This is a genomic window from Mesorhizobium sp. P2_F5 (assembly GCF_056403715.1).
Window position 1 is genome coordinate 19460 of sequence record NZ_JBFUEY010000018.1, and the last position, 21137, is coordinate 40596.

Below are 21137 nucleotides of genomic sequence, written 5' to 3' on the forward strand. Positions count from 1 at the left end.
GATGTCGAAGTCCAACACCATCCTTTATCTCGACGGCGTCTCGGTCTCCTTCGACGGTTTTCGCGCCATCAACAATCTCTCGCTTGTGCTCGACAAGGGTGAGATGCGCGCCATCATCGGCCCCAACGGCGCCGGCAAGACAACGATGATGGACATCGTCACCGGCAAGACGCGGCCCGATGAGGGCGAGGTGTTCTTCGACGGCCAGGTCGATCTCACCCGGCACGACGAGGCCGAGATCGCCATGATGGGCATCGGCCGCAAATTCCAGAAGCCGACCGTCTTCGAAAGCCACAGCGTCGAGGACAATCTGATGCTGGCGCTGAAGGGACCGCGCTCGATCTTCCCGGCGCTGTTCCATCGCCGATCGGCGGCCGAGGCGCGGCAGATCGACGACATCCTCGGCATCATCCGGCTCGGCGACAAACGCCACGATCTGGCGGCCAATCTCAGCCACGGCCAGAAGCAATGGCTGGAGATCGGCATGCTGTTGGCGCAGGACCCGAAGCTGCTGCTGGTCGATGAGCCGGTGGCCGGCATGACCGATGCCGAGACCGAAGAGACCGCGCGGCTGCTCAAGGACATCGCCCGCGACCACTCAGTCATCGTCGTCGAGCACGACATGCATTTCGTGCGCGAACTCGGCGTCAAGGTCACCTGCCTGCATGAGGGCGCGGTGCTGTCGGAAGGCTCGCTCGATTTCGTTTCGGCCGACGAGCGCGTCGTCGAAGTCTATTTGGGGAGATGAGCATGGTGTGGCGGGTGCAGTTCCATCGTTTCGATCTGTCGTTCCTGCGCTTTTGGAAAAGGCGCTGACATGCTCGAAGTTTCCAACGCCACGCTCCACTACGGCGCTGCCCAGGCGCTGCGCGGCGTGTCGCTGACCGCGGGGGCCGGCAAGATCACCTGCGTGCTCGGCCGCAACGGCGTCGGCAAGACCAGTTTGATGAGATCGATCGTCGGCCACCATCGGCTGACGAGCGGAAGCGTTGCCTTCGAGGGGAAGGCGCTCGACCGGAGCGCGGCGTATGATCGCGCCCGGTCGGGCATCGCATTCGTACCGCAAGGCAGGGAGATCTTTCCGCTGCTGACGGTACGCGAAAACCTGGAGTCCGGCTTCGCGCCCTTGAAGCGCGCAGACCGCAACGTGCCTGCGCATGTCTTCGAACTGTTCCCGGTGCTGAAGCAGATGCTCGGACGGCGCGGCGGCGATCTCTCCGGTGGCCAGCAGCAGCAGCTTGCCATCGGCCGCGCGCTGGTGATGCGGCCGAAACTCTTGGTGCTCGACGAGCCGACGGAAGGCATCCAGCCCTCGATCATCAAGGACATCGGCCGCGCCATCCGCTATCTGCGCGACCAGGCCGGCATCGCCGTGCTGCTGGTCGAGCAATATCTCGATTTCTGCCGCGAGCTCGCCGACGAGGTCAACATCATGGATCGCGGCCAGATCGTCCATACCGGCCCCGCCGAAGATCTCGACCGGGCGGATGTCAGGAAGTTTTTGACGGTTTAGGTGTGGCTCGTCGCCATCGCTGAGGGCCTGTGCGAGCCAGACACGTCGCGGCGATTAGCCGAAACATCCGTCGCTTCGTCATCCTTGGGCGAAGCAAGGAGCGAAGCGACGCGGCGCAGACCCAAGGATCCATGCCATTACCTATGCCGGATGATGCAGCGGTCCAGAATACAATTCGATCGCCGGCGTTCGATCCTCGGTTCTGCACCGCCGCAGCGCTTCTTCGTCACGGCATGGATCCCTGGGTCTTCGCTCCGCTTCGCGTCGCTACGCCCAAGGATGACGAAGTCGCGCAAGGTCCGCACCGTTGCGCCTAACTTTCGTCCGAGGCGGCATGCGCAACCCTAGCACCCGCAATACTGCATGCTAGTCTTTCGGAGGCCTCGGTGAGTCGGCCGCTTCCGTATCAGTCTGTAGCAGATCGAGGGAATGCGCTGGCTCAGCCTGCAAGTTCCACGCAAGCAAGCCACCCTAGCTTTCCCTCGCAGTTCTGATTGTCGGTCAATGCGTCCAGATAATCTTGCCAGGAGAATAGGCTATGGAACGGTTCGTCGAGGACCACCAGAAACGACGGCTGACAGAGCGCGTCGACATCATCACCGCCATCAACATTCTGCGCTCGCAAGGCTATCAGCCAGATGAGCTGATTGGCGAAATCACCAAGGTCTTCTACGTCGATCTCGACACCTATAACGAGATCGTCCTGGCGGCCTAACCGTTCGGGCCGAGGATGTGTCTAGCTTCAGGTCAGGCCGGCTGAATATCAGCGCAGCCTAGCCGGCGCGCCGGAAGGCGAGAACGCGGTTTCGGCCACCGCGCTTGGCGCCATAGAGCGCCTTGTCGGCGGCGCTGAGCACCTTGTCGAACTTGGTGCCGCCCTCGCTGCCGAAGGCGTAGCCGGCGCTGACGGTGCAGGCCAGCAGGCGGGTCTCGGTGTCGATCCGGCGCGAGGCAAAACTGGCCCGGATGCGCTCGGCTATGAATTCCACCTTCTCAGGCAGGATGCGGTCGAGGACCAGCGCAAATTCCTCTCCGCCCATACGCGCGGCGACATCGCCCGGCTGGAGATTGGCGGTCAAATCCTTGGCGAACAGTTTCAGCACCTCGTCGCCGGTGGCATGGCCGAACTCGTCGTTGATGGCCTTGAAGCCATCGAGATCGAACACGATCACGGCGGTGAAAACCCCTACCGGTGTTTTGCCATGCAGATCGAACAGAGCGCGTCGGTTGAGCAGGCCGGTCAGCGGATCGGTCAGCGCTTCGCGTCTGTGATGCTGTGCCAGGCGCCCCTGGTTGAGCGCCAGCGACAGCGCGCCGATGCCGGTCATGCAGGCGATGACGACGATGAGGCTGAGATCCTCGGCCCAGTTGCTCGGCGCATGGCCGAGCACCAGCTTGCCATCCCGGACGAGCACCCCGGAGCACAGCACGAAGGATATGGCGGTGGCGGTGTAAAGCCCGGCAATACCGATGATGGGGGCCGGAAATTCGGTGCGCCCCTTCCAGTATTCATAGGCCGTCGCAAACAGGAGCAGCGCGGCGAAGGCATTCTCCAACATGAAGCCCAGCCCGTCATAGCCAAGCGCCATTGGCGGCAAGGCGATCGCCAGCGAGACGCCGGCGCCGACGGCGATGCGTGGCAGCGGCGAGGCGCCGGTCGTGAATTGGTGGGCGGCGCCCAGCATGGTTGCGAAGCCGAGCAGCAGGAAGGCGAAGGTGGCTAGGCCGAGCAGGCGTCCGGGGGTATCGATATAGGCCTGGTAGGCGAAGACATCGCAGACGATCAGAAGCACGCTGACCGCCCATGTCAGCAGGAATTTTTCCGAGCGCGCGGTTAGCCAGATGCCAAACAGAGTCATACCGAGGCAAGCGGCGGAAAACCCGACAGCCAGCAGAAGGGAATTGTAGTCGAGCGACATGCCCTTGTCCTTGCCCGCGGCGGCCTGTCTCTAGAAAGGACCCGCACCGGATTAATGCAGGAAGGAGGTATCGATAAGGTTACGATGGCGCTGGAGATGCCGTGATTTCGCTGCGTTTAGAGGACCACCGATAGCAGCAGGATGAGGCCGACGCCCATCATCAGGAGGCCTGGCCAATTCTGCGACAGGCCGAGAAAGCCAAGCCCGCGCCGCCGCGGCTCCAGCGTCGGACCTGACTTTACGAAATTTCCCCCAGGGTGAATCGGCACAACTGGAGAGGGTGCCGGATCGCTGAGCCGCCCGCGCCTGAGAACTGCGCCCGCCATATACACAACGCCGGCGACGGTAAGCAACGCACCGAAGAGGATAACAAACATTTCTCGCCTCCTTCACGTCCTGCATCTGATGCAGGACCTTGCGGGATGGTTGGCGACTCGCGGCGACCTCAGCGCCTGCAAAGATAAAACGATCAAGATGCCCGGCAGGTTCCGCAACAAAACCAAAGCGCCGTGTGGAAGTTCGCGGCCCCAGCTAGCTCACCCGCTTCATCAGCGCCATGGCGCCGAACGGCGCGCGCACCTTGCCCTCGGTGATGAAGTAGGCGAACACGTCGCGCGGCTTGACTGGCGCGTCGAAAGCCGGATCGGCGCGCCGCAGATCGGCCGGCTGCTTGCCTTCCGCCCAGGTTTTTACCCGCGCCGCCCATTCGTCCAGCCCTTTCGGCGTGTAGCAATCCGGGTTGTCGTCGCTGCCGGTCTGCAGCCTCGCATAAATGAAATCGCCGGTGATATCGGCAATGTCAGGATACTTGGCATGGTCGGCATAAACGATCGCCGCCTTGTATTTGCGCGCGAGTGCGGCGAATTCCGGCACGATGAAACTGTCGTTGCGCACTTCGAGCGCATGGCGCAGCGCCACCCCGTCCTGCTTTTCCGGCAGCAGCTTTAGAAACGCTTCGAAATCGTCGGCATCGAACTTCTTGGTCGGCGCGAACTGCCACAGGATCGGTCCCAGCTTCTCGCCGAGCGCCGCGACGCCGGAGCCGAGGAAGCGCGTCACGGACTCGCCGGCTTCGCCGAGCACGCGTCGGTTGGTGACGAAGCGGTTGCCCTTCAGCGAATAGACGAAACCATCCGGCGCCTCATTGGCCCATTTGACGAAGGTCGGTTCCTTGAAGCTGGAATAGTAGGTGCCGTTGACCTCGATGCTCGGCACCTGACGGCTGGCATAGTGCAGCTGCTTGGCCTTCGACAGTTTGTCCGGATAGAAAGACGTATCCCAGGGCTCGAAAGTCCAGCCGCCCATGCCTGAACGGATTGTTCCGGATTTGCTCATAGTCGTCCTCCCGAATTCAGAAGTCTGGTCGAGTTCAGCAAAATCAGGCCGCCTCGCCGACAGGTTTTGTCATGTCGACCACGGTCCATCCTGGCCGGTGGGGATTGACCCGGCGGCCCGTTTCCCTGAAACCATAGGCGGTATAAATCGCAATGTTCCGCTCCATACGCGAATTGGTGTAGAGCCGCACCTCCGGCACGCCCCACGACCGCGCCTGCTCCTCGGCGAAGTCGAGCAGCGCGGTGCCGAGCTTCCTGCCCTGGAAAGCCGGGGAGACGGCGACGCTGAAGATCATCGCATGATCGGGATGCCGCTCGATGACGATCAGCCCGGCGAGCTCCGCGCCGCTCTCCAAGAGCCAAACCTCGCCGCGTTCGATGCGCGGCGCATAATCCTCGGTGACCGGGATCGGCGGAGCGCCGAGCAGGGGCGTGTAGTGCTCATAAGCGGCCTGCGTCAGCGAGACGATTGCGTCGAGATCACCGGTAAGCGCCTTTCGGAATGACATCAAAGCTCTCCAGGCGCTCGACCGGTGTGTCTATTATTCCGCCGCTTCGCGCTTGCCCCCCGGGCGTCGCTCCAGCAATTCCTTGAGGAACTGGCCGGTATAGCTGCGCCTTTCGCGCACGATGGCTTCCGGCGTGCCCTGGGCGACCAGTTCGCCGCCGCCGTCGCCGCCTTCGGGGCCGAGATCGAGCACCCAGTCGGCGGTCTTGATCACTTCGAGGTTGTGCTCGATGACCACCACCGTGTTGCCCTGGTCGACCAGTTCGTGCAGCACTTCCAGCAGCTTGGCGACGTCGTGGAAGTGCAGGCCCGTGGTTGGCTCGTCGAGGATGTAGAGCGTCTTGCCGGTTGCCTTGCGTGACAGCTCCTTGGCGAGCTTGATGCGCTGGGCCTCGCCGCCCGACAGCGTCGTCGCTTGCTGGCCGATATGGATATAGCCGAGGCCGACCTGCTTCAGCGTGTCGAGCTTGTCGCGCACGCCCGGCACGGCGGCGAAGAAATCGACGCCTTCCTCGACGGTCATGTCGAGCACGTCGGCGATCGACTTGCCCTTGAACACCACATCGAGCGTCTCGCGGTTGTAGCGCTTGCCATGGCAGACATCGCAGGTGACGTAGACGTCGGGCAAAAAGTGCATCTCGATCTTGATGACGCCGTCGCCCTGGCAGGCCTCGCAGCGGCCGCCCTTGACGTTGAACGAAAAGCGCCCCGGCTGGTAGCCGCGCGCCTTGGCTTCCGGCAGGCCGGCAAACCAGTCGCGGATCGGCGTGAAGGCGCCGGTATAGGTGGCGGGGTTCGAACGGGGCGTGCGGCCGATGGGTGACTGGTCGATGTCGATGACCTTGTCGAGGAATTCCAGCCCTTCGATACGGTCATGATCGGCCGGATGCTCGCGCGAACCCATGATGCGGCGTGAGGCCGCCTTGAACAAAGTCTCGATCAGGAAGGTCGACTTGCCGCCGCCCGATACGCCGGTGACGGCGGTGAAGGTGCCGAGCGGGATTTCGGCGGTGACGTTCTTCAGATTGTTGCCGCGCGCGCCGACGACCTTGATCCGGCGGTTCTTCTTCGCCTCGCGCCTGACACCTGGTGTGGTCACTTCGAGCGCGCCCGAAAGATATTTGCCGGTGATCGAATTCGGGTTGGCCATCACCTGCTGCGGTGTGCCCTGGGCAATGATCTCGCCGCCATGGATGCCCGCGGCGGGTCCCATGTCGACGACATAGTCGGCATGCAAAATGGCGTCCTCGTCGTGCTCGACGACGATCACCGTGTTGCCGATGTCGCGCAGGTGCTTCAGCGTGTCGAGCAGGCGGGCATTGTCGCGCTGGTGCAGGCCGATCGACGGCTCGTCCAGCACATAGAGCACGCCGGTGAGGCCCGAGCCGATCTGCGATGCCAGGCGAATGCGCTGACTCTCGCCGCCTGACAGCGTGCCGGAATTGCGCGACAGCGTCAGATAATCGAGACCGACATCGTTGAGGAAGCGCAGCCGGTCACGGATCTCCTTGAGCACCCTGACCGCGATCTCGTTCTGCTTGTCGTTGAGCTGCGCCGGCAGGTCGGTGAACCATTTGTCGGCGTTGCGGATCGACTGTTCGGTGACTTCGCCGATGTGCTTTCCGGCGATCTTCACCGCCAGCGCTTCCGGCTTCAGCCGATAGCCCTTGCAGACCGGGCAGGGCGTTGCCGACATGAAGCGCTCGATCTCCTCGCGCATCCAGGCGGATTCGGTTTCCTTCCAGCGCCGCTCGAGATTGGGGATGACACCTTCGAACGTCTTGGTCGTCTTGTAGGAGCGCAAGCCGTCATCGTACTGGAAGGTGACTTCACGCTCGCCGGTACCGCGCAGGACGGCTTCCTTGGCCTCTTCGGTCAGATCCTTGAACTTGTCACCGAGCTTGAAGCCGTAGGCCTTGCCCAGCGCTTCCAGCGTCTGCGCGTAGTAGGGCGAGGTCGATTTCGCCCACGGGCTGACGGCGCCGTCGCGCAGCGAGACGTTTTCATCCGGTACGATCAGGCTGGCGTCGATGGCGCGCTGGTTGCCGAGACCGTCGCAGGTCGGGCAGGCGCCGAACGGGTTGTTGAACGAGAACAGCCTGGGCTCGATCTCCGGAATGGTGAAGCCGGAGACCGGGCAGGCGAATTTTTCGGAGAACAGGATGCGCTCATGCGTCTCGTTCTTCGATTTGTTGACGGAGTCCTCGCCGGTCTGGCTGGCGTCGAGCGGCTTGTCGGTGAACTCCGCCACCGCCAGCCCTTCGGCGAGCTTCAGCGCCGTTTCGATGGAATCGGCAAGCCGCGTCGCCAGGTCGCCGCGCACGACGATGCGGTCGACGACGACGTCGATGTCGTGCTTGTATTTCTTGTCCAGCGCCGGCACGTCGGCGATCTCATAGAAGACGCCGTCGACCTTGACGCGCTGAAAGCCTTTTTTCTGCAGCTCCAGCAGTTCCTTGCGGTATTCGCCCTTGCGGCCGCGCACGATGGGGGCCAGCAGGAACAGGCGCGTGCCTTCCTCGACCGCCAACACCCGGTCGACCATCTGGCTGACCGTCTGGCTCTCGATCGGCAGGCCGGTGGCCGGCGAATAGGGAATGCCGACGCGAGCGAACAGCAAGCGCATATAGTCGTAGATCTCGGTGACGGTGCCGACCGTCGAGCGCGGGTTCTTGGACGTGGTCTTCTGCTCGATGGAGATGGCCGGCGAAAGGCCGTCGATCTGGTCGACGTCCGGCTTCTGCATCATTTCGAGGAATTGCCGCGCGTAGGCCGACAGACTCTCGACGTAGCGGCGCTGGCCCTCGGCATAGATCGTGTCGAAGGCAAGCGACGATTTGCCGGAGCCCGACAGACCGGTCATGACGATCAGGCTGTCACGCGGCAGGTCGAGATCGACATTCTTCAGATTGTGTTCGCGTGCACCGCGAATGGAAAGGTATTTATGGTCGGCCATCGCCGGTCGCCGCCTCAAGTCTGGTATCAGTGGGATCGGCGGGGTTTCCCGGCCATCCCCTATGTAGGTATTTTTGCCGCCACGTCGAGAGACGCCATACTTCTCGACCAAAACCGTTTAACCGTCTTTCGCGCGAAGGGGCAAGCGGAAAGAACAAAGGCCGAACACGCTCCTGACAAAGCTGTGCAGAAACTGACAAAGGCATTTCAGAAACTGACCCTGACGTAAGCTCCCGGCGATCACATTTTTCGGTAACCGGCTATTCAAGGTTGACGTCGCCGAATCAGGGGCGCAGTCTCCAGAAGTCAACGAAGCCGGCCGTCTTTCGATGGCCTCGCCGCCCACAGGCGGCCTGCGAGACGCCGCAGGCAGCTGCGATTAGCGCTTCGGACGACAACAGTCGCAACGGACATAGGAGCGGAGCATGACGCCACCGGATAGTCCTTTGAGGCTCCACATCTCGTTGGAGCCGCGGCGGGCATAAGTGCCAGGGTAGTTTCAAGGCATTAGAGTGTATGCGTCCAAGCGAACGCATCGCTTCGATCCGACAAGCCACCCGACAAACCGTGACCTGCCGAATCCCACAAAAATCAGAGACGGATAGTCGGATCGTCGGCTGAATGCCGCGAAGCATCCGAAAAAAAAGTCGGTATAACACTACCGGCAAGTTGGATTTCAAATCCAAAAAAAGCCCCGACCGTTTGCGGAAGCAACGGCGGGGCTGTTTCGTTTTCATGAGCATTGGATCGTTCGACGGAGTTTAGGAGGAGACGTGCTCTGTCTCCATTGAAAATCTAACGTCGGCGCTGCCCCTCATCCGCCTGCCGGACATTTCTCCCCGTATAGTGACGGGGAGAAAGGACGCCGTCTTCGAAGCTTTCGCCAATTGCCGACGCTGCAGAAAGGGTGCCGGCATTGCGGCCAGATCCCTTCTCCCCGTCACTATACGGGGAGAAGATGGCGGCAGCCAGATGAGGGGCGGCGCTGACATCTGAGAATGATTGCGAGAGCTCACAGCGGCCCGGTCAACCCCTACCGGCGCGGCGGCTTGATCCCACCCGTACCGACATCGACAGTGATGCTGCCGGAAATCCTGACATCGGTATCGCCGATCTTGAATGTGCCGTTCTCGCCGGCAGGCAGCGCGTCGTCCGGCTCCGGCTGCGGCGCGGGCTTGGCGATGCGATAGTCGCTGGTCACGCCGGGCAGGGCGCCCGTCTGCGGTTGCGATGTGCTGTTCCCGGCAAAAGCCGCGCCGGAGGTCGCGGCGGTGATCGCAATGGCTGTCATCAGTCTGTTCAGGCGGTAGCGCATGGCAAGACTATAGTGCTGCGCCGAATGCGGGCCAGACCGGCGGCGTCGAAATTGATGCGACGCCTGCCGGCCTTCAATGCGGCGATCAGGCAGCCGCCTGCTTGCGGGTATCGAAGACATGATCGACGAGGCCCCAGTCCTTGGCTTCCCGTGCCGTCATGAAGAAATCGCGGTCAAGCGTGCGTTCGACCTCTTCATAGGTGCGGCCGCAATGCTGCGCATAGAGCTCGGTCATGTGCCGCTTGGTGCGCAAAATGCCCTCGGCATGGCGCTGGATGTCGGAGGCCTGGCCCTGGAAGCCGCCCAAAGGCTGATGCAGCACGATGCTGGCGTTGGGCAAGGCGATGCGCCGGCCCGGCGTTCCCGCCATCAGCAGGAATGAGGCCATCGAGGCGGCAAAGCCCATGCACACCGTCGACACCGGGCAACTGACATATTGCATCGTGTCGTAGATGGCGAAGCCGCTGGTCACCACGCCGCCCGGCGAGTTGATGTAGAGCGAGATCTCCTTGTCGGGATTGTCCGATTCCAGCGACAGGAGCTGGGCGCAGACCAGCGCCGACATGCCGTCATTGATCTCGCCATTGACGAAGATGATGCGCTCGCGCAGCAGCCGCGAGAAAATGTCGAAGGCGCGTTCGCCGCGGCTCGATTGCTCGATCACCATCGGCACCAGATTGGCAAAGCCGCTCATCTCATTGTCTCCGTTCGTTTTTCTTTAGATCAGGCGGCGCGTAGAAGCAGGCACGGGGCGTTCGCGGCGATAGGCGGTTTGGGCTTGTATGCGCGAAACGAAAGCCGGCAGCTGCCGCCCGCAATCGCAACCGCTGGCGTTGCCGCCTGGACGAACCCGTCATGGACGATGCGCAGATGCGTGCCTCCGGAAACGGTGCTGGCAAGCGTGAAGGTGACGACGCTGTCCAGCCGATTGGCATCGCCGGTTCCGGACCGTTCGCGCCAGGAATAGCGCAGCAAACGCCCAGGTTCGGCATCGATCACTTCGCACTCGATCGGCGCGTCCGGCCCGGCAAAGGCAAAGCGGCTGCCGGTTTCCGGCTTGATGTCGTTCGGCATCATCCAGGCCGCCAAAAGCTCCGGAACGGTCAGCGCCCGCCACACCTTTTCCGGTGCGTCCGGCAGATCGCATTCGAAGGCGAGGGCATCTTTGGCGGTCTGCGCCTGCTTTTCATCGGTCATTGGTCCATGTCCTTCAAAACGGCCTTCAGTCTTTCCATGCGCTCCGGCCAGAATGCGCGGTAGCGTTCGATCCAGCCGAGCAGCGGCTCGAGCCCCTGCGGATCGGCGCGGTAGTACGCGTTGCGGCCGGAGCGCCTTTCGCTGACCAGGCCGGCGCCGCGCAGCACGGCGAGGTGCTGCGACACCGCCGGCTGCGACACGCTCATGCCGGTGCGCAATTCCGACACGCTCATCTCGCCGGCGGCGAGCCGTTCGTAGACGGTACGCCGCGTCGGGTCGGCCAGGGCGCGAAAAATCTCTGCTTCGATCATGGCAAAAGCATAAGTCGATACTTATTGATTTGGCAAGCGGTGTTTTACGGCGCCGCCGGAAGCCAGCGCCTCACCGGTTCGGCAGATCCCTCGAACGTCACCTCGAAGATCGGTGACGCCAGCACGGCATGAATGTGAAGCGTCTTGGTGCCGACGTTTCTAAATCCGTGGTTTCTCTCTGCGGGAATGAGGAGCGACTGTCCGGCAGTCAGCGTCACGCGGTCTTCGTCGATCCACATGTCGGCGGTTCCGGCGATGACGGTCAGCACTTCCTCGACCGGATGCCGGTGTGTCGGAGCCCCAATGCCTGGCTGAACCCATTGTTCGAACAGGCAAAGCTCGCTCGCTCCGTTGCCGGCGGAAACTTGCATGCGGGTTTCCACGCCCGCTCGCCACTGCTCTCGCGGCTGGTCCAGATGCGCAATGACTTTCATTGGCCACCGCCTTTCGATCCCGGCATGGTCGCAATTTCAGGCGCACACCCTACCTCTTGCTGACATTCTTGACAGCCGGGGCAGACGAGAATAGAACAAAAAAAGAACAAAAACCTTGTGGGTAAAGCCAGCCACGGCAAGCGAGGATTGCCTGCAGCCTGTAAGGTGAGCGACTTAAAATTTGTTTCGGATGAGCGCGGAGAAGTGTCATGGCGGGTAGCGTCAACAAGGTCATTCTGGTCGGGAACCTCGGCGCGGACCCTGAAATTCGCCGCCTGAATTCGGGTGACCCGGTCGTCAACATCCGCATCGCCACGTCGGAAAGCTGGCGCGACAAGAATTCCGGCGAGCGCAAGGAAAAGACCGAGTGGCACAACGTCGTCATTTTCAATGACCAGATCGCCAAGGTCGCCGAGCAATATCTGAAGAAGGGCATGAAGGTTTACGTCGAAGGCCAGCTGCAGACACGCAAATGGCAGGACCAGACCGGCGCCGACAAATACACGACGGAAGTCGTGCTGCAGAAATTCCGCGGTGAGCTGCAGATGCTCGATGCGCGCGGCGAAGGCGGCGGCCAGGTCGGCAACTATGCTGGTGGCGGCGGTGCGAGCCGTGGCTCGGATTTCGGTCAGTCGAGCCCCAATGAAAGCTTCAACCGTGGTGGCGGCAACAGCGGTGGCGGCGCCAGGAGCGGTGGCGGTGGCTCGTCACGCGAACTGGACGACGAGATCCCGTTCTGAGCAGCGAGCGATAGCCAATCCAGGGAGAGGGCGCGATGACGCTCGGACCGCTTCTATCGGCGCCCTCTCCCATTCCATGGCACGCCTTCGCGGCCGTTACCTCGCTGGTCATAGGCGGCGCCCAGCTTGCGCTGCCGAAAGGCACCACGCGCCACCGCGTGATGGGTTACACCTGGGCGGCGGTGATGCTGGTCATCGCCATCTCCAGTTTCTGGATCCAGCAGATCCGCCTCATCGGCCCATTCAGCCCGATCCACATCTTGTCGATCATAGTGCTGGTCACCGTGCCGCTTGCGGTCTGGCACGCGCATATGCATCGCGTAGCCAAACATCGCAGGGTCATGATTTCGCTCTATGTTTTCGCGCTGATCGGCGCCGGCGTGTTCACGCTGCTGCCGGGACGTATCATGCATGCGGTCGTGTTCGGCCAGTGACGCGTTGCACATTTCTGAGAGGAAGACTGCTGTGAAAGCACGGATCAAGTGGGTCGAGGAGCGCACCTTTGTTGGCGAGTCCGGCAGCGGCCACAAGGTCGTGCTGGGAACCGCCTCCGGGCCGGAAGGCAAGACGCCGGGTCCGAGCCCGATGGAGCTGGTGCTGATCGGCACCGGCGGCTGCTCGGCCTATGATGTCGTCCACATTCTGGAAAAAGGCCGCGAGGCGATCGAGGACTGTGTGGTCGAGCTCGATGCCGACCGGGCGGAAACCGACCCAAAAGTCTTCACGCGCATCCACATGCATTTCGTCGTCAAAGGCCGCGCGCTGTCGCACGACAAGGTCCAGCGCGCGATCAACCTTTCGATCGAGAAATACTGCTCGGCCTCCGCCATGCTGGCCAAGACCGCCGTCATTACCCACGATTTCGAAGTCGTCGACATAGGGGCGCAGTAGGCAGTAGGCAGCAGGGCCTGCCACTCAACCCGCCATCAGCGCCTTGATGCCATCGGCGACGAACTGCACCGCAAGCGCGGCCAAGATGACCCCAAGCAGGCGGGTCAGGATCGAGCGGCCGGTCTGGCCGAGGATGCGATCGATGCGTTCCGACAGCACGAACACCAGATAGGTGATGGCGAGGCAGACGAAGATGATGCCGACCAGCGCCGCCTGTGCGGCAAAACCCTGGAACGAGCCGGACAGAAGCACTGTCGCCGAAATCGCGCCGGGGCCGGCGATCAGCGGGATCGCCAGCGGGAAAGCGGCGATGTTGTGGATCATGTCCTTGGTGATGGCGACGTCGCCGATCTTTTCCTTGCGGTCCTGGCGGCGCTCGAACACCATCTCGAAGGCGATGAAGAACAGCAAAAACCCGCCGGCGACGCGGAAGGCCGGCAGCGTGATGCCGAACACCGACAGGATGGAGGCGCCGGCAACCGCAAACAGCGCCATCACCAGGAAGCCGATGATCGAGGCGCGCACCGAGACCTGCTGACGCTCCTCGCGGTTCATACCGCGTGTGACGGCAAGGAAGAGCGGCGCCAGGCCAGGCGGGTCGATGGTCACCAGAATGGTGACGAAGGCGTTGAACAGGCTGTCGAAACTCGGCATCTCTCACCCCTCCCGCCGGGCCGGACCCCTGCGCCACCATAGTGGTAGAGCAAAGCCCGGCCGGTGGGAACCGTCTGAGATGGCGATACCGGAGGTGCCGGCAGTGTTAGCCGGCCACGCTGCAATAAGCTTCCAGACGATAGCCGTCCGGGTCGATAACGAAGGCGGCGTAATAGTTCTCGCCATAGTCGGCACGCAGCCCTGGCGCGCCATTGTCGCTGCCGCCCGCGCGCATGGCGCCGGCATGAAAGGCGTCGACGCTGGCCCTTGTCGGCGCGGCAAAACAGAAATGCAGGCCGGACTTTTCGTCCGGTGGCACCGGCCGCGCCGCGTCGTTCACCCACAGGGCGGCCACCTGTGCGCCATAGCCCAGTGTATCAGGCGACTGGCTGAGGCAGGAATAGCCGAGCGGCTTCAGCGCGGCATCGTAGAAGGGCTTCGAAATATTGGTGTCGCGGACACCGATCGAGACATGGTCAAGCATGTTTTTCACCTTTTTTACAATATGTTGCGCTGTCAGCCTTGGGCGACACGGCGCGCCAGGAACTCGACTTCGAGGCGCCATGTCCCTCCATTGTCGTGCGAACGCTCGCCCAGCCAGCGGAAGCTGTCTTTGGTGATGCGTGAAAAGCTCCAGCGCACCGACGAGCCGGTGCCATCGGCGCCAACTTGCACGATCGTGTCGTCTTCGGCGCGACCAAGCTGGCGGCTGTAATATTGGTTACGCGGGTCGCTCCAGAAGATGTGCCAGGCATCCGAGCTGGGATCGTAGGCCCGTAGCGTTGTGCCATAGAAAGTCCATTTGCCGAGCGAGGGCGAGGGGCCGGCATCCCGCGCGGGCAGAATCCACACATCCTGGATCGCCTTGCCTTCCAGGACCCAGCCGAAATGCACCTCGCCGCGTCCGGTGAGAACCGTGCCGTCCTCGAGGTGGCGCGTGGCATCGAAGGTCCAGGCGCCGACGAAGCGGCCGTAGAGATCGAGCTTCTCAGCGATGTCAGGATTGGGGCCGTCGCTGTGAAGCGCTTGGCTAAATGAGAAAGAATTGGTCATGCTGCTGCCTTCGTGGTGTCAGGAGGCTGCAAGCGATAGGGCCGAGGCAGGTGTTACGCTTGGGAAAAATTGCTATCTTTACGGCCATGACGACGAGCGAACAAAAGCTGGCATTGGGGCCGGGCTGGTACGTCTCCGACGTGCTATGCACGGCCGGCGCCGGCGACAGACCATTCGAGGAAGAGCACGGCAATTTCTGCGTTGCCGCTGTCACCAGCGGCACCTTCCGCTACCGCACCAGCCAGGGCGCCGCCATGCTGGCACCGGGCGCGATCCTGCTCGGCAATGTCGGCGCCTGCTATGAATGCGGGCACGAGCACGGCGCCGGCGACCGCTGCCTGTCCTTCCACTTCGCTCCGGCCCATCTCGACCGCATCGCCAGCGACGTGGCTGGCGCGAAGAAGCTGACGTTCGGGGTGCCACATCTGCCGCCCATGCCGGCGCTGGCATCGCTGCTGGCCGAGGCCGAAGCGGCGCGCGAGACGGCCGACATCGGTGCCTTCGAGGAGCTTGGCCTGCGCATGGCCGGCGCAGCACTGGCTGTCGCCAGCCAAGCCGCGCCTGCCGCTCGCCCGCCGAGCCGACGCGACCAGAAACGGGTCGCCGAAGCGGTGCGGCAGATCGAGCTCAATGCCGACCGGCCGGTCTCACTCGCCGAACTCGCCGGCTCGACGGCGACCAGCCCCTATCATTTCCTGCGCACTTTCCGGCAGGTCGCCGGCATGACGCCTTATCAATTCCTGCTGCGAACCCGTCTGCACCGAGCGGCGGTACGGCTGCGCATGTCGGATGAGCCCATCTCGGCAATTGCCTTCGAGGCCGGCTTCAACGATCTGTCCACATTCAATCGCCGTTTCCGACGTGTCATGGGCGAGACGCCGGGTGACTATCGCGCCCGCCGGTCAGGCAGCGCTTTGCCGTCACCATCGGCGATTGCGCCCTTCTGATATCAGTCCGAGCTTGGCCCACACCATCCCGGCAGGTAGTCGGCGTCCTTGCTCCTGGCTAGGACCATCGCTTGCCCCATCGCCTTGTCGAAGTTTTTCACCACTGCGTCCCGGTCGATGCGCCGGCGCATGAAATCCGCCCATAAAAACTCGCTGAACGGCGTCGTTTCCTTGGCGAAGCCGGCTTGCCGGCGAAGCTCTCCCGCCAGGCTGCGATAGGGGTCATCGACAAGGTCGGCCATGCTTTTGGGAATGGCGTCATAATCCCGGCGGTGCCCATTCTCGTCGAACGGATGCATCCAGCGGCGCTTGTCGAGCACGACCATGAAGGCGTCTTTGTCGAGGGTCGACAAATCGGCCATCACCGTCACCAGTACGTCCGCGACGCCTTCCTCAAGCAGCGCGCGGGCGAGATGGTGGTGATCGGTGACGTAGTTGCGTTTCTTCGGACCGAGCACCACCGGCACCAGATGGCGGCCCAGAAACGCCCCGGTCTTCTTCGGGCTCTGCAGCCGGATCATGCGGCGTTTAACGTCCACTTCCCGCAATCCGACGGTGATCTGCGTCGGCCGCAGCTCGGCTACCGGAACCGGGCTCAGCAAGGGTTCTCGCTCGGTGGTCATTTTGCCTCGTCCTGTCTTGGCTTATCCGGCGACAGCGCCTTGATGGCGGCGTCGACGCTGTGAAAGATTCTGCGCGGGCCGACGAGGTCGGCAATGCCGAAACGCGCCAGTGCCGCCTGGGCGCGCAGTGATTCCAGTCGTGCGATTGCGAAGATCGCGCCGGTCTTGCGGCAGTGGGCGATGGTGTCGATCAGCGCCTGTGCGGCGGTATAGTCGATCTCGGCGATGTTGCTGGCCTCCAGCACGACCAGTTTCACACGGTCGCTTCTGGCATCGATCAGGTCGCAGACGCCGCGCTTGAAGCTGTCGGCATTGACGAAGGACAGCGGCGCCTGGAAAGCCACAACCAGTACACCGGAGAGCTGCTCGCCCGCCGACGGCGTGCCCGGCGGCCACCACACCGACGTTCCCGGAACCTTCTCCAGCTCGATGGCCTGGGTGCGTGTCGCGCTCCAAAGTCCGTGCAGCAGCGACAGGCCGATGCCGACCGCCACGCCGGTCTCGATCGGCAGCACGACGATCGCCGTCATGGTGATCAGGATCAGTGCGAATTCGACCGGCGCCTGTCGGTAGACGCTGGCGAACACCTTCCAGCGTAAAATATGCTGGGCAACGAACAGCAGAACGCCGGCAAGGGCGGCCTGCGGGACGTCGGCGAGCAGACCGCCGCCGAAAGCGCCCAGCGCCAGCACGATCGCCGCGGCAATCAGGCCGGACACTTGCGAACGCCCGCCCGACTGGGCGACGATTGCGGTGCGCGGCGGGCTGGCATTGACCGCGAAGGCGCCGAACAGGCCAGACAGGATGCTGCCGGCGCCGACGCCGACAAAATCGCGGTTGATGTCTGGCGTTTCTCCGACAAAGGAGCGGCTGGTGGCCGCCGTCTGAACCATGACGACGATGGCGATCAGCAGGGCCAGCGGCAACAGCGCCTGCGCATCGCTGAGGCTTACCGTCGGCAGGCCGGCTTGCGGCAGGCCGTTGGGCAAGGCGCCGAGCACCTCGACGCCGCGCGCCTTTAGGCCGAAGACGGCAACCGCCAGCGTCGCCAGCACCATGCCGATCAAGGCGCCGGGGATGCGGGCGCTGATGCGCTCGGCGGCGAACACAATTGCAAATACGCCAAGACCGAGCGCCAGGCTCCAGGGATTGGTCAGATGCAGATTGGCGGCGATCTCGCCGATGCGGCGCAGGGTTTCGCCGCTTTCAGGCGGCAGGCCAAGCAATCCCGGCAGTTGCGAAACGATGATATGGACGGCGATGCCGGCCAGAAAACCGGTGGTGACCGGCACTGACAACAGGTCGGCGATCCAACCGAGCCGGAAGATGCCGCTCAAAGTGACCAACAACCCGACCATCAGCGCCAGCATTCCCGCCAGCGCCAGATAATGCGCCGAACCGGCAACGGCGATAAGGGCGAGGCCGCCGGCAAAAAGCGGTGTGATGGTCGAATCCGCGCCGGACGACAGATGGCGGTTGGCGCCGAACAGGGCAAAGGCCAGCGATCCCGCGACAAAGGCGAAGAAGCCGATCTCGGGCGCAAAGCCGCCAAGGCGTGCCGTCGCCATCTGTTCGGGAATGGCGATTGCCGCCAGCGTCAGCCCGGCGGCCAGATCGCCATTGAGATCCCCGGGCCGCCAACCGCTTAGCGCTCGCAAAGGCAGCCACCAGTTCATCGTGCTTATGGCTCTTGGCTAGGAAAACGACCCATCGCAGGCTTTTGCCCTGATGGCGGCGAAATGCGCTATGGCCAAATCGTCGCAATCAGCGGTATCCATTTGAAATTACCACCGAAATTGTCGTTGGAAAAGTGCCGCGAATATTGGAGTTTCAGGCTGGCTTCCTATATAAGCGGTCAGTGATTCCCGATTAGATTGTGATCAGATTTGACCGACCAAAAAACACCGCGCGGCGCCGACGGCGGCCCCACCGGCATCGAGCCGATCTCCATCATCGAGGAGATGCAGAGCTCCTATCTCTCTTACGCCATGAGCGTGATCGTCAGCCGTGCGCTGCCCGATGTGCGTGACGGCCTGAAGCCCGTACATCGCCGCATTCTCTATGCCGCGCATGAGAGCGGCTACCACTGGAACCGCAAATATGTGAAGTCGGCCCGCCCGGTCGCCGACGTGATGGGTAAATACCATCCGCATGGCGACGCCTCGATCTATGACGCCTTGGTGCGCATGGCGCAGGATTGGTCGCTGCGTGTGCCGCTGATCGACGGGCAGGGCAATTTCGGGTCGATCGACGGCGATCCGCCGGCGGCAATGCGCTACACCGAATCGCGCCTGACCAAGGTCGCGCACGAGCTGCTCGAGGATATCGACAAGGAAACCGTCGATTTCCAGGAAACGTATGATGCGTCCGACACCGAGCCGAAGGTGTTGCCGGCTCGCTTCCCCAACCTTCTGGTCAACGGTTCCGGCGGCATTGCCGTCGGCATGGCCACCAACATTCCGCCGCACAATCTGGCCGAAGTCTGCAACGGCGCCATCGCCATCATCGACAATCCGGCGATCGACCTGCCGGCGCTGATGGAGATCATTCCGGGTCCCGATTTCCCGACCGGCGGCATCGTGCTTGGCCGTTCCGGCATCTACAGCGCCTATGCGACGGGCCGCGGCTCGATCGTCATGCGCGGCAAGGTCAATGTCGAGCAGCGTGGCAACGACCGTGAATCGATCATCATCACCGAGGTTCCCTACCAGGTGAACAAGGCCTCGATGATCGAGAAAATGGCCGAGCTGGTGCGCGACAAGCGCATCGAAGGCATTTCCGACATCCGCGACGAGAGYGACCGCCAAGGCTACCGCGTCGTCATCGAACTGAAGCGCGATGCCGTCGCCGACGTCATCTTGAACCAGCTCTACCGCTTCACGCCGCTGCAGACCTCCTTCGGCGCCAATATGGTGGCGCTGAACGGCGGCAAGCCGGAAGTGATGAATCTGACCGACATGCTGAAGGCGTTCGTCTCCTTCCGCGAAGAGGTGATCAGCCGGCGCACGAAATTCCTGCTGCGCAAGGCGCGCGACCGCGCCCACGTCCTGGTCGGTCTCGCCATTGCCGTCGCCAACATCGACGAAGTGATCAAGCTGATCCGCACCGCGCCGGACCCGCAGACGGCGCGTGAACAGTTGATGGAGCGCCGCTGGCCCTCCGGCGACGTCGAATCGCTGATCCTTCTGATCGACGATCCGCGCCATCGCATCAACGAGGACGGCACCTACAATCTGTCCGAGGAACAGGCCCGCGCCATCCTCGAACTGCGCCTGCAGCGCCTGACCGCGCTCGGCCGTGACGAGATCGCCGACGAGTTGAACACGATCGGCGCCGAAATCGTTGATTACCTTGATATTTTGTCGTCCCGCGCACGCATCCAACAGATCGTCAAGGACGAACTCGCCGCTGTGCGCGACGAGTTCGGTACGCCGCGCCGCACCGAGCTCACCGACGGCGGCGCCGACATGGAAGACGAGGACCTGATCCAGCGCGAGGACATGGTCGTCACCGTCAGCCATTCCGGCTACATCAAGCGCGTGCCGCTGTCGCTCTACCGGGCACAGCGCCGCGGCGGCAAGGGCCGCTCCGGCATGTCGACCAAGGAAGAGGATTTCGTCACCCGGCTGTTCGTGGCCAACACGCACACGCCGGTGCTGTTCTTCTCCTCGCGCGGCATCGTCTACAAGGAGAAGGTCTGGCGCTTGCCGATCGGCAATCCGCAGTCGCGCGGCAAGGCGCTGATCAACATGCTGCCGCTTGAGCAGGGCGAGCGCATCACCACCATCATGCCGCTGCCCGAGGACGAAAGCAGCTGGGGCGAACTCGACGTGATGTTCGCCACCACGCGCGGCACCGTGCGCCGCAACAAGCTGTCCGACTTCGTCCAGGTCAACCGCAATGGCAAGATCGCCATGAAGCTGGAGGAGGAGGGCGACGAGATCCTCGGCGTCGAGACCTGCACCGACAATGACGACGTGCTTCTGACGGCGAACTCTGGCCAGTGCATCCGCTTCTCGGTCGGCGACGTGCGTGTCTTCCAGAGCCGCAATTCGGTCGGCGTGCGCGGCATAAGCATGGCCGAGACTGACCGCATTATCTCCATGTCGGTGATCGAGCATGTCGATGCTTCACCGGCGGAGCGCGCCGCCTACCTCAAGCGGGCCGCGGCGGAGCGGCGGCTCGAGACGGCCGGCGAGGAAGAGGAGATCGCACTGACAAATGAGGAGATCGGCGAGGAGGCGGAGCTTTCGGACGACCGCTACGAGTTCCTCAAGGCGCATGAGCAGTATGTGCTGACGGTGACCGAGTATGGCTACGGCAAGCGCTCGTCATCCTATGATTTCCGCCTGACCGGACGCGGCGGCAAGGGTATCCGCGCCACCGACGTGTCGAAAACGGCAGAGATCGGCCAGTTGGTGGCGACCTTCCCGGTCGGCAATGACGACCAGATCATGCTGGTTTCGGACGGCGGCACGGTCATCAGGGTGCCGGTCAACGGCATCCGTTTCGCCAGCCGCGCCACCAAGGGCGTGACCATCTTCAACACCGCCGAAGGCGAAAAGGTGGTTTCTGTCGAGCGGATCTCCGAGCCGCAGTCGGACGAGGATGTCGAAGAGAACGGCGAGGGCGCCGCTGAGGCTGTCCCGGACGCCGGAGATGCGGCACCGGACAGCGCCGAATAAAGGGCCGAACAGGCTCAGACACAGCAACGCCGACCCGATGGGCCGGCGCAATCAAGAC

The 21137-nt window shown here is 62.9% G+C and carries 23 protein-coding genes; 8 read left to right on the forward strand and 15 right to left on the reverse strand.

What is annotated here, in order from left to right; genetic code table 11:
• Position 1: 1 nt before the first annotated feature.
• The 3 genes from urtD (at position 2) to AC1DYO_RS22185 (ending at position 2228) form a co-directional block, all read left to right on the forward strand.
• The gene (urtD, locus tag AC1DYO_RS22175; protein WP_477266636.1) at positions 2–748 is read left to right on the forward strand and encodes an urea ABC transporter ATP-binding protein UrtD; all 747 of its coding nucleotides are present in this window, start codon (positions 2–4) and stop codon (positions 746–748) included.
• A 69-nt stretch (positions 749–817) separates the two neighbouring features.
• A complete protein-coding gene (gene urtE, locus AC1DYO_RS22180; RefSeq protein ID WP_023688639.1) occupies positions 818–1513 on the forward strand; it encodes an urea ABC transporter ATP-binding subunit UrtE in 696 nt (231 codons plus the stop codon).
• Positions 1514–2051: 538 nt separating this feature from the next.
• Entirely contained in the window at positions 2052–2228 is a 177-nt protein-coding gene (locus AC1DYO_RS22185; RefSeq protein ID WP_477266637.1) for a hypothetical protein, read from the forward strand.
• Between the two features lie 58 nt (positions 2229–2286).
• On the opposite strand, the gene AC1DYO_RS22190 is transcribed toward AC1DYO_RS22185, so the two are convergent.
• From AC1DYO_RS22190 to AC1DYO_RS22235, 10 genes are all read right to left on the reverse strand, one after another.
• Positions 2287–3432 carry a GGDEF domain-containing protein gene (locus tag AC1DYO_RS22190; protein ID WP_477266638.1) on the reverse strand — a complete coding sequence of 382 codons (1146 nt, stop codon included), beginning with the start codon at positions 3430–3432 and terminating at the stop codon, positions 2287–2289.
• A gap of 116 nt (positions 3433–3548) precedes the next feature.
• The gene (locus AC1DYO_RS22195) at positions 3549–3809 is read right to left on the reverse strand and encodes a hypothetical protein (protein WP_181057136.1); all 261 of its coding nucleotides are present in this window, start codon (positions 3807–3809) and stop codon (positions 3549–3551) included.
• Positions 3810–3963: 154 nt separating this feature from the next.
• Positions 3964–4767 (reverse strand): DUF72 domain-containing protein, encoded by an 804-nt coding sequence (locus AC1DYO_RS22200; RefSeq protein ID WP_477266639.1) that lies wholly within the window; start codon positions 4765–4767, stop codon positions 3964–3966.
• 43 nt (positions 4768–4810) lie between these two features.
• Positions 4811–5275 (reverse strand): GNAT family N-acetyltransferase, encoded by a 465-nt coding sequence (locus tag AC1DYO_RS22205; protein WP_477266640.1) that lies wholly within the window; start codon positions 5273–5275, stop codon positions 4811–4813.
• A gap of 33 nt (positions 5276–5308) precedes the next feature.
• The gene (gene uvrA / locus AC1DYO_RS22210) at positions 5309–8230 is read right to left on the reverse strand and encodes an excinuclease ABC subunit UvrA (protein ID WP_477266641.1); all 2922 of its coding nucleotides are present in this window, start codon (positions 8228–8230) and stop codon (positions 5309–5311) included.
• A gap of 1032 nt (positions 8231–9262) precedes the next feature.
• Positions 9263–9520, reverse strand: coding sequence for a hypothetical protein (locus AC1DYO_RS22215; RefSeq protein ID WP_477266642.1), 258 nt, complete (start codon positions 9518–9520; stop codon positions 9263–9265).
• Between the two features lie 109 nt (positions 9521–9629).
• Positions 9630–10238 carry an ATP-dependent Clp protease proteolytic subunit gene (locus tag AC1DYO_RS22220; RefSeq protein WP_477266643.1) on the reverse strand — a complete coding sequence of 203 codons (609 nt, stop codon included), beginning with the start codon at positions 10236–10238 and terminating at the stop codon, positions 9630–9632.
• Positions 10239–10267: 29 nt separating this feature from the next.
• Positions 10268–10741 (reverse strand): SRPBCC family protein, encoded by a 474-nt coding sequence (locus AC1DYO_RS22225; protein WP_477266644.1) that lies wholly within the window; start codon positions 10739–10741, stop codon positions 10268–10270.
• Complete coding sequence (locus tag AC1DYO_RS22230) at positions 10738–11052, reverse strand: ArsR/SmtB family transcription factor (RefSeq protein ID WP_477266645.1); 315 nt, start codon at positions 11050–11052, stop codon at positions 10738–10740. Before AC1DYO_RS22230 ends, AC1DYO_RS22225 begins: the two co-directional genes overlap by 4 nt.
• Before the next feature lie 44 nt (positions 11053–11096).
• Positions 11097–11423 carry a cupin domain-containing protein gene (locus AC1DYO_RS22235; RefSeq protein ID WP_477266646.1) on the reverse strand — a complete coding sequence of 109 codons (327 nt, stop codon included), beginning with the start codon at positions 11421–11423 and terminating at the stop codon, positions 11097–11099.
• Positions 11424–11695: 272 nt separating this feature from the next.
• Between AC1DYO_RS22235 and ssb the strand changes: the two genes are divergently transcribed.
• The 3 genes from ssb to AC1DYO_RS22250 are packed head-to-tail and all read left to right on the forward strand — an operon-like array spanning position 11696 to position 13117.
• A complete protein-coding gene (gene ssb, locus AC1DYO_RS22240; RefSeq protein ID WP_477266647.1) occupies positions 11696–12226 on the forward strand; it encodes a single-stranded DNA-binding protein in 531 nt (176 codons plus the stop codon).
• A gap of 35 nt (positions 12227–12261) precedes the next feature.
• On the forward strand, positions 12262–12660 hold the full coding sequence (locus tag AC1DYO_RS22245; RefSeq protein ID WP_477266648.1) for a DUF2306 domain-containing protein: 399 nt from the start codon (positions 12262–12264) through the stop codon (positions 12658–12660).
• A 31-nt stretch (positions 12661–12691) separates the two neighbouring features.
• Positions 12692–13117: an OsmC family protein gene (locus tag AC1DYO_RS22250; RefSeq protein WP_477266649.1), complete on the forward strand. Its 426-nt coding sequence runs from the start codon at positions 12692–12694 to the stop codon at positions 13115–13117.
• A 24-nt stretch (positions 13118–13141) separates the two neighbouring features.
• Here AC1DYO_RS22250 and AC1DYO_RS22255 read toward each other — a convergent pair whose 3' ends face one another.
• From AC1DYO_RS22255 to AC1DYO_RS22265, 3 genes are all read right to left on the reverse strand, one after another.
• Positions 13142–13771 (reverse strand): MarC family protein, encoded by a 630-nt coding sequence (locus tag AC1DYO_RS22255; RefSeq protein WP_023670949.1) that lies wholly within the window; start codon positions 13769–13771, stop codon positions 13142–13144.
• 106 nt (positions 13772–13877) lie between these two features.
• Positions 13878–14255: a VOC family protein gene (locus tag AC1DYO_RS22260; protein ID WP_477266650.1), complete on the reverse strand. Its 378-nt coding sequence runs from the start codon at positions 14253–14255 to the stop codon at positions 13878–13880.
• Between the two features lie 32 nt (positions 14256–14287).
• Positions 14288–14824 (reverse strand): hypothetical protein, encoded by a 537-nt coding sequence (locus AC1DYO_RS22265; RefSeq protein WP_477266651.1) that lies wholly within the window; start codon positions 14822–14824, stop codon positions 14288–14290.
• 86 nt (positions 14825–14910) lie between these two features.
• Between AC1DYO_RS22265 and AC1DYO_RS22270 the strand changes: the two genes are divergently transcribed.
• Entirely contained in the window at positions 14911–15771 is an 861-nt protein-coding gene (locus AC1DYO_RS22270) for a helix-turn-helix transcriptional regulator (RefSeq protein ID WP_477266734.1), read from the forward strand.
• A gap of 2 nt (positions 15772–15773) precedes the next feature.
• Here AC1DYO_RS22270 and AC1DYO_RS22275 read toward each other — a convergent pair whose 3' ends face one another.
• Together AC1DYO_RS22275 and AC1DYO_RS22280 are read right to left on the reverse strand one after the other, a co-directional pair.
• Positions 15774–16394 (reverse strand): ParB-like protein, encoded by a 621-nt coding sequence (locus AC1DYO_RS22275; protein WP_477266652.1) that lies wholly within the window; start codon positions 16392–16394, stop codon positions 15774–15776.
• On the reverse strand, positions 16391–18070 hold the full coding sequence (locus AC1DYO_RS22280; protein WP_477266653.1) for a SulP family inorganic anion transporter: 1680 nt from the start codon (positions 18068–18070) through the stop codon (positions 16391–16393). The genes AC1DYO_RS22275 and AC1DYO_RS22280 overlap by 4 nt, the downstream gene beginning before the upstream one ends.
• A 210-nt stretch (positions 18071–18280) precedes the next feature.
• Here AC1DYO_RS22280 and gyrA point away from each other — a divergent pair, with 210 nt between their 5' ends.
• Positions 18281–21079, forward strand: coding sequence for a DNA gyrase subunit A (gyrA, locus tag AC1DYO_RS22285; RefSeq protein WP_477266654.1), 2799 nt, complete (start codon positions 18281–18283; stop codon positions 21077–21079).
• The last annotated feature ends 58 nt before the right edge of the window (positions 21080–21137 follow it).

What these genes read in the sequence shown, in the direction of transcription:
- AC1DYO_RS22260 (WP_477266650.1), bottom strand. Translation starts at nt 14,255, where the DNA reads ATGCTTGACCATGTCTCGATCGGTGTCCGCGACACCAATATTTCGAAG.
- AC1DYO_RS22265 (WP_477266651.1), bottom strand. Translation starts at nt 14,824, where the DNA reads ATGACCAATTCTTTCTCATTTAGCCAAGCGCTTCACAGCGACGGCCCC.
- AC1DYO_RS22275 (WP_477266652.1), bottom strand. Translation starts at nt 16,394, where the DNA reads ATGACCACCGAGCGAGAACCCTTGCTGAGCCCGGTTCCGGTAGCCGAG.
- AC1DYO_RS22205 (WP_477266640.1), bottom strand. Translation starts at nt 5,275, where the DNA reads ATGTCATTCCGAAAGGCGCTTACCGGTGATCTCGACGCAATCGTCTCG.
- AC1DYO_RS22235 (WP_477266646.1), bottom strand. Translation starts at nt 11,423, where the DNA reads ATGCAAGTTTCCGCCGGCAACGGAGCGAGCGAGCTTTGCCTGTTCGAA.
- uvrA (WP_477266641.1), bottom strand. Translation starts at nt 8,230, where the DNA reads ATGGCCGACCATAAATACCTTTCCATTCGCGGTGCACGCGAACACAAT.
- AC1DYO_RS22270 (WP_477266734.1), top strand. Translation starts at nt 14,911, where the DNA reads ATGACGACGAGCGAACAAAAGCTGGCATTGGGGCCGGGCTGGTACGTC.
- AC1DYO_RS22245 (WP_477266648.1), top strand. Translation starts at nt 12,262, where the DNA reads ATGACGCTCGGACCGCTTCTATCGGCGCCCTCTCCCATTCCATGGCAC.
- AC1DYO_RS22200 (WP_477266639.1), bottom strand. Translation starts at nt 4,767, where the DNA reads ATGAGCAAATCCGGAACAATCCGTTCAGGCATGGGCGGCTGGACTTTC.
- urtD (WP_477266636.1), top strand. Translation starts at nt 2, where the DNA reads ATGTCGAAGTCCAACACCATCCTTTATCTCGACGGCGTCTCGGTCTCC.
- ssb (WP_477266647.1), top strand. Translation starts at nt 11,696, where the DNA reads ATGGCGGGTAGCGTCAACAAGGTCATTCTGGTCGGGAACCTCGGCGCG.
- AC1DYO_RS22230 (WP_477266645.1), bottom strand. Translation starts at nt 11,052, where the DNA reads ATGATCGAAGCAGAGATTTTTCGCGCCCTGGCCGACCCGACGCGGCGT.
- AC1DYO_RS22255 (WP_023670949.1), bottom strand. Translation starts at nt 13,771, where the DNA reads ATGCCGAGTTTCGACAGCCTGTTCAACGCCTTCGTCACCATTCTGGTG.
- urtE (WP_023688639.1), top strand. Translation starts at nt 818, where the DNA reads ATGCTCGAAGTTTCCAACGCCACGCTCCACTACGGCGCTGCCCAGGCG.
- AC1DYO_RS22215 (WP_477266642.1), bottom strand. Translation starts at nt 9,520, where the DNA reads ATGACAGCCATTGCGATCACCGCCGCGACCTCCGGCGCGGCTTTTGCC.
- AC1DYO_RS22195 (WP_181057136.1), bottom strand. Translation starts at nt 3,809, where the DNA reads ATGTTTGTTATCCTCTTCGGTGCGTTGCTTACCGTCGCCGGCGTTGTG.
- AC1DYO_RS22190 (WP_477266638.1), bottom strand. Translation starts at nt 3,432, where the DNA reads ATGTCGCTCGACTACAATTCCCTTCTGCTGGCTGTCGGGTTTTCCGCC.
- AC1DYO_RS22185 (WP_477266637.1), top strand. Translation starts at nt 2,052, where the DNA reads ATGGAACGGTTCGTCGAGGACCACCAGAAACGACGGCTGACAGAGCGC.
- AC1DYO_RS22225 (WP_477266644.1), bottom strand. Translation starts at nt 10,741, where the DNA reads ATGACCGATGAAAAGCAGGCGCAGACCGCCAAAGATGCCCTCGCCTTC.
- AC1DYO_RS22220 (WP_477266643.1), bottom strand. Translation starts at nt 10,238, where the DNA reads ATGAGCGGCTTTGCCAATCTGGTGCCGATGGTGATCGAGCAATCGAGC.
- AC1DYO_RS22280 (WP_477266653.1), bottom strand. Translation starts at nt 18,070, where the DNA reads ATGAACTGGTGGCTGCCTTTGCGAGCGCTAAGCGGTTGGCGGCCCGGG.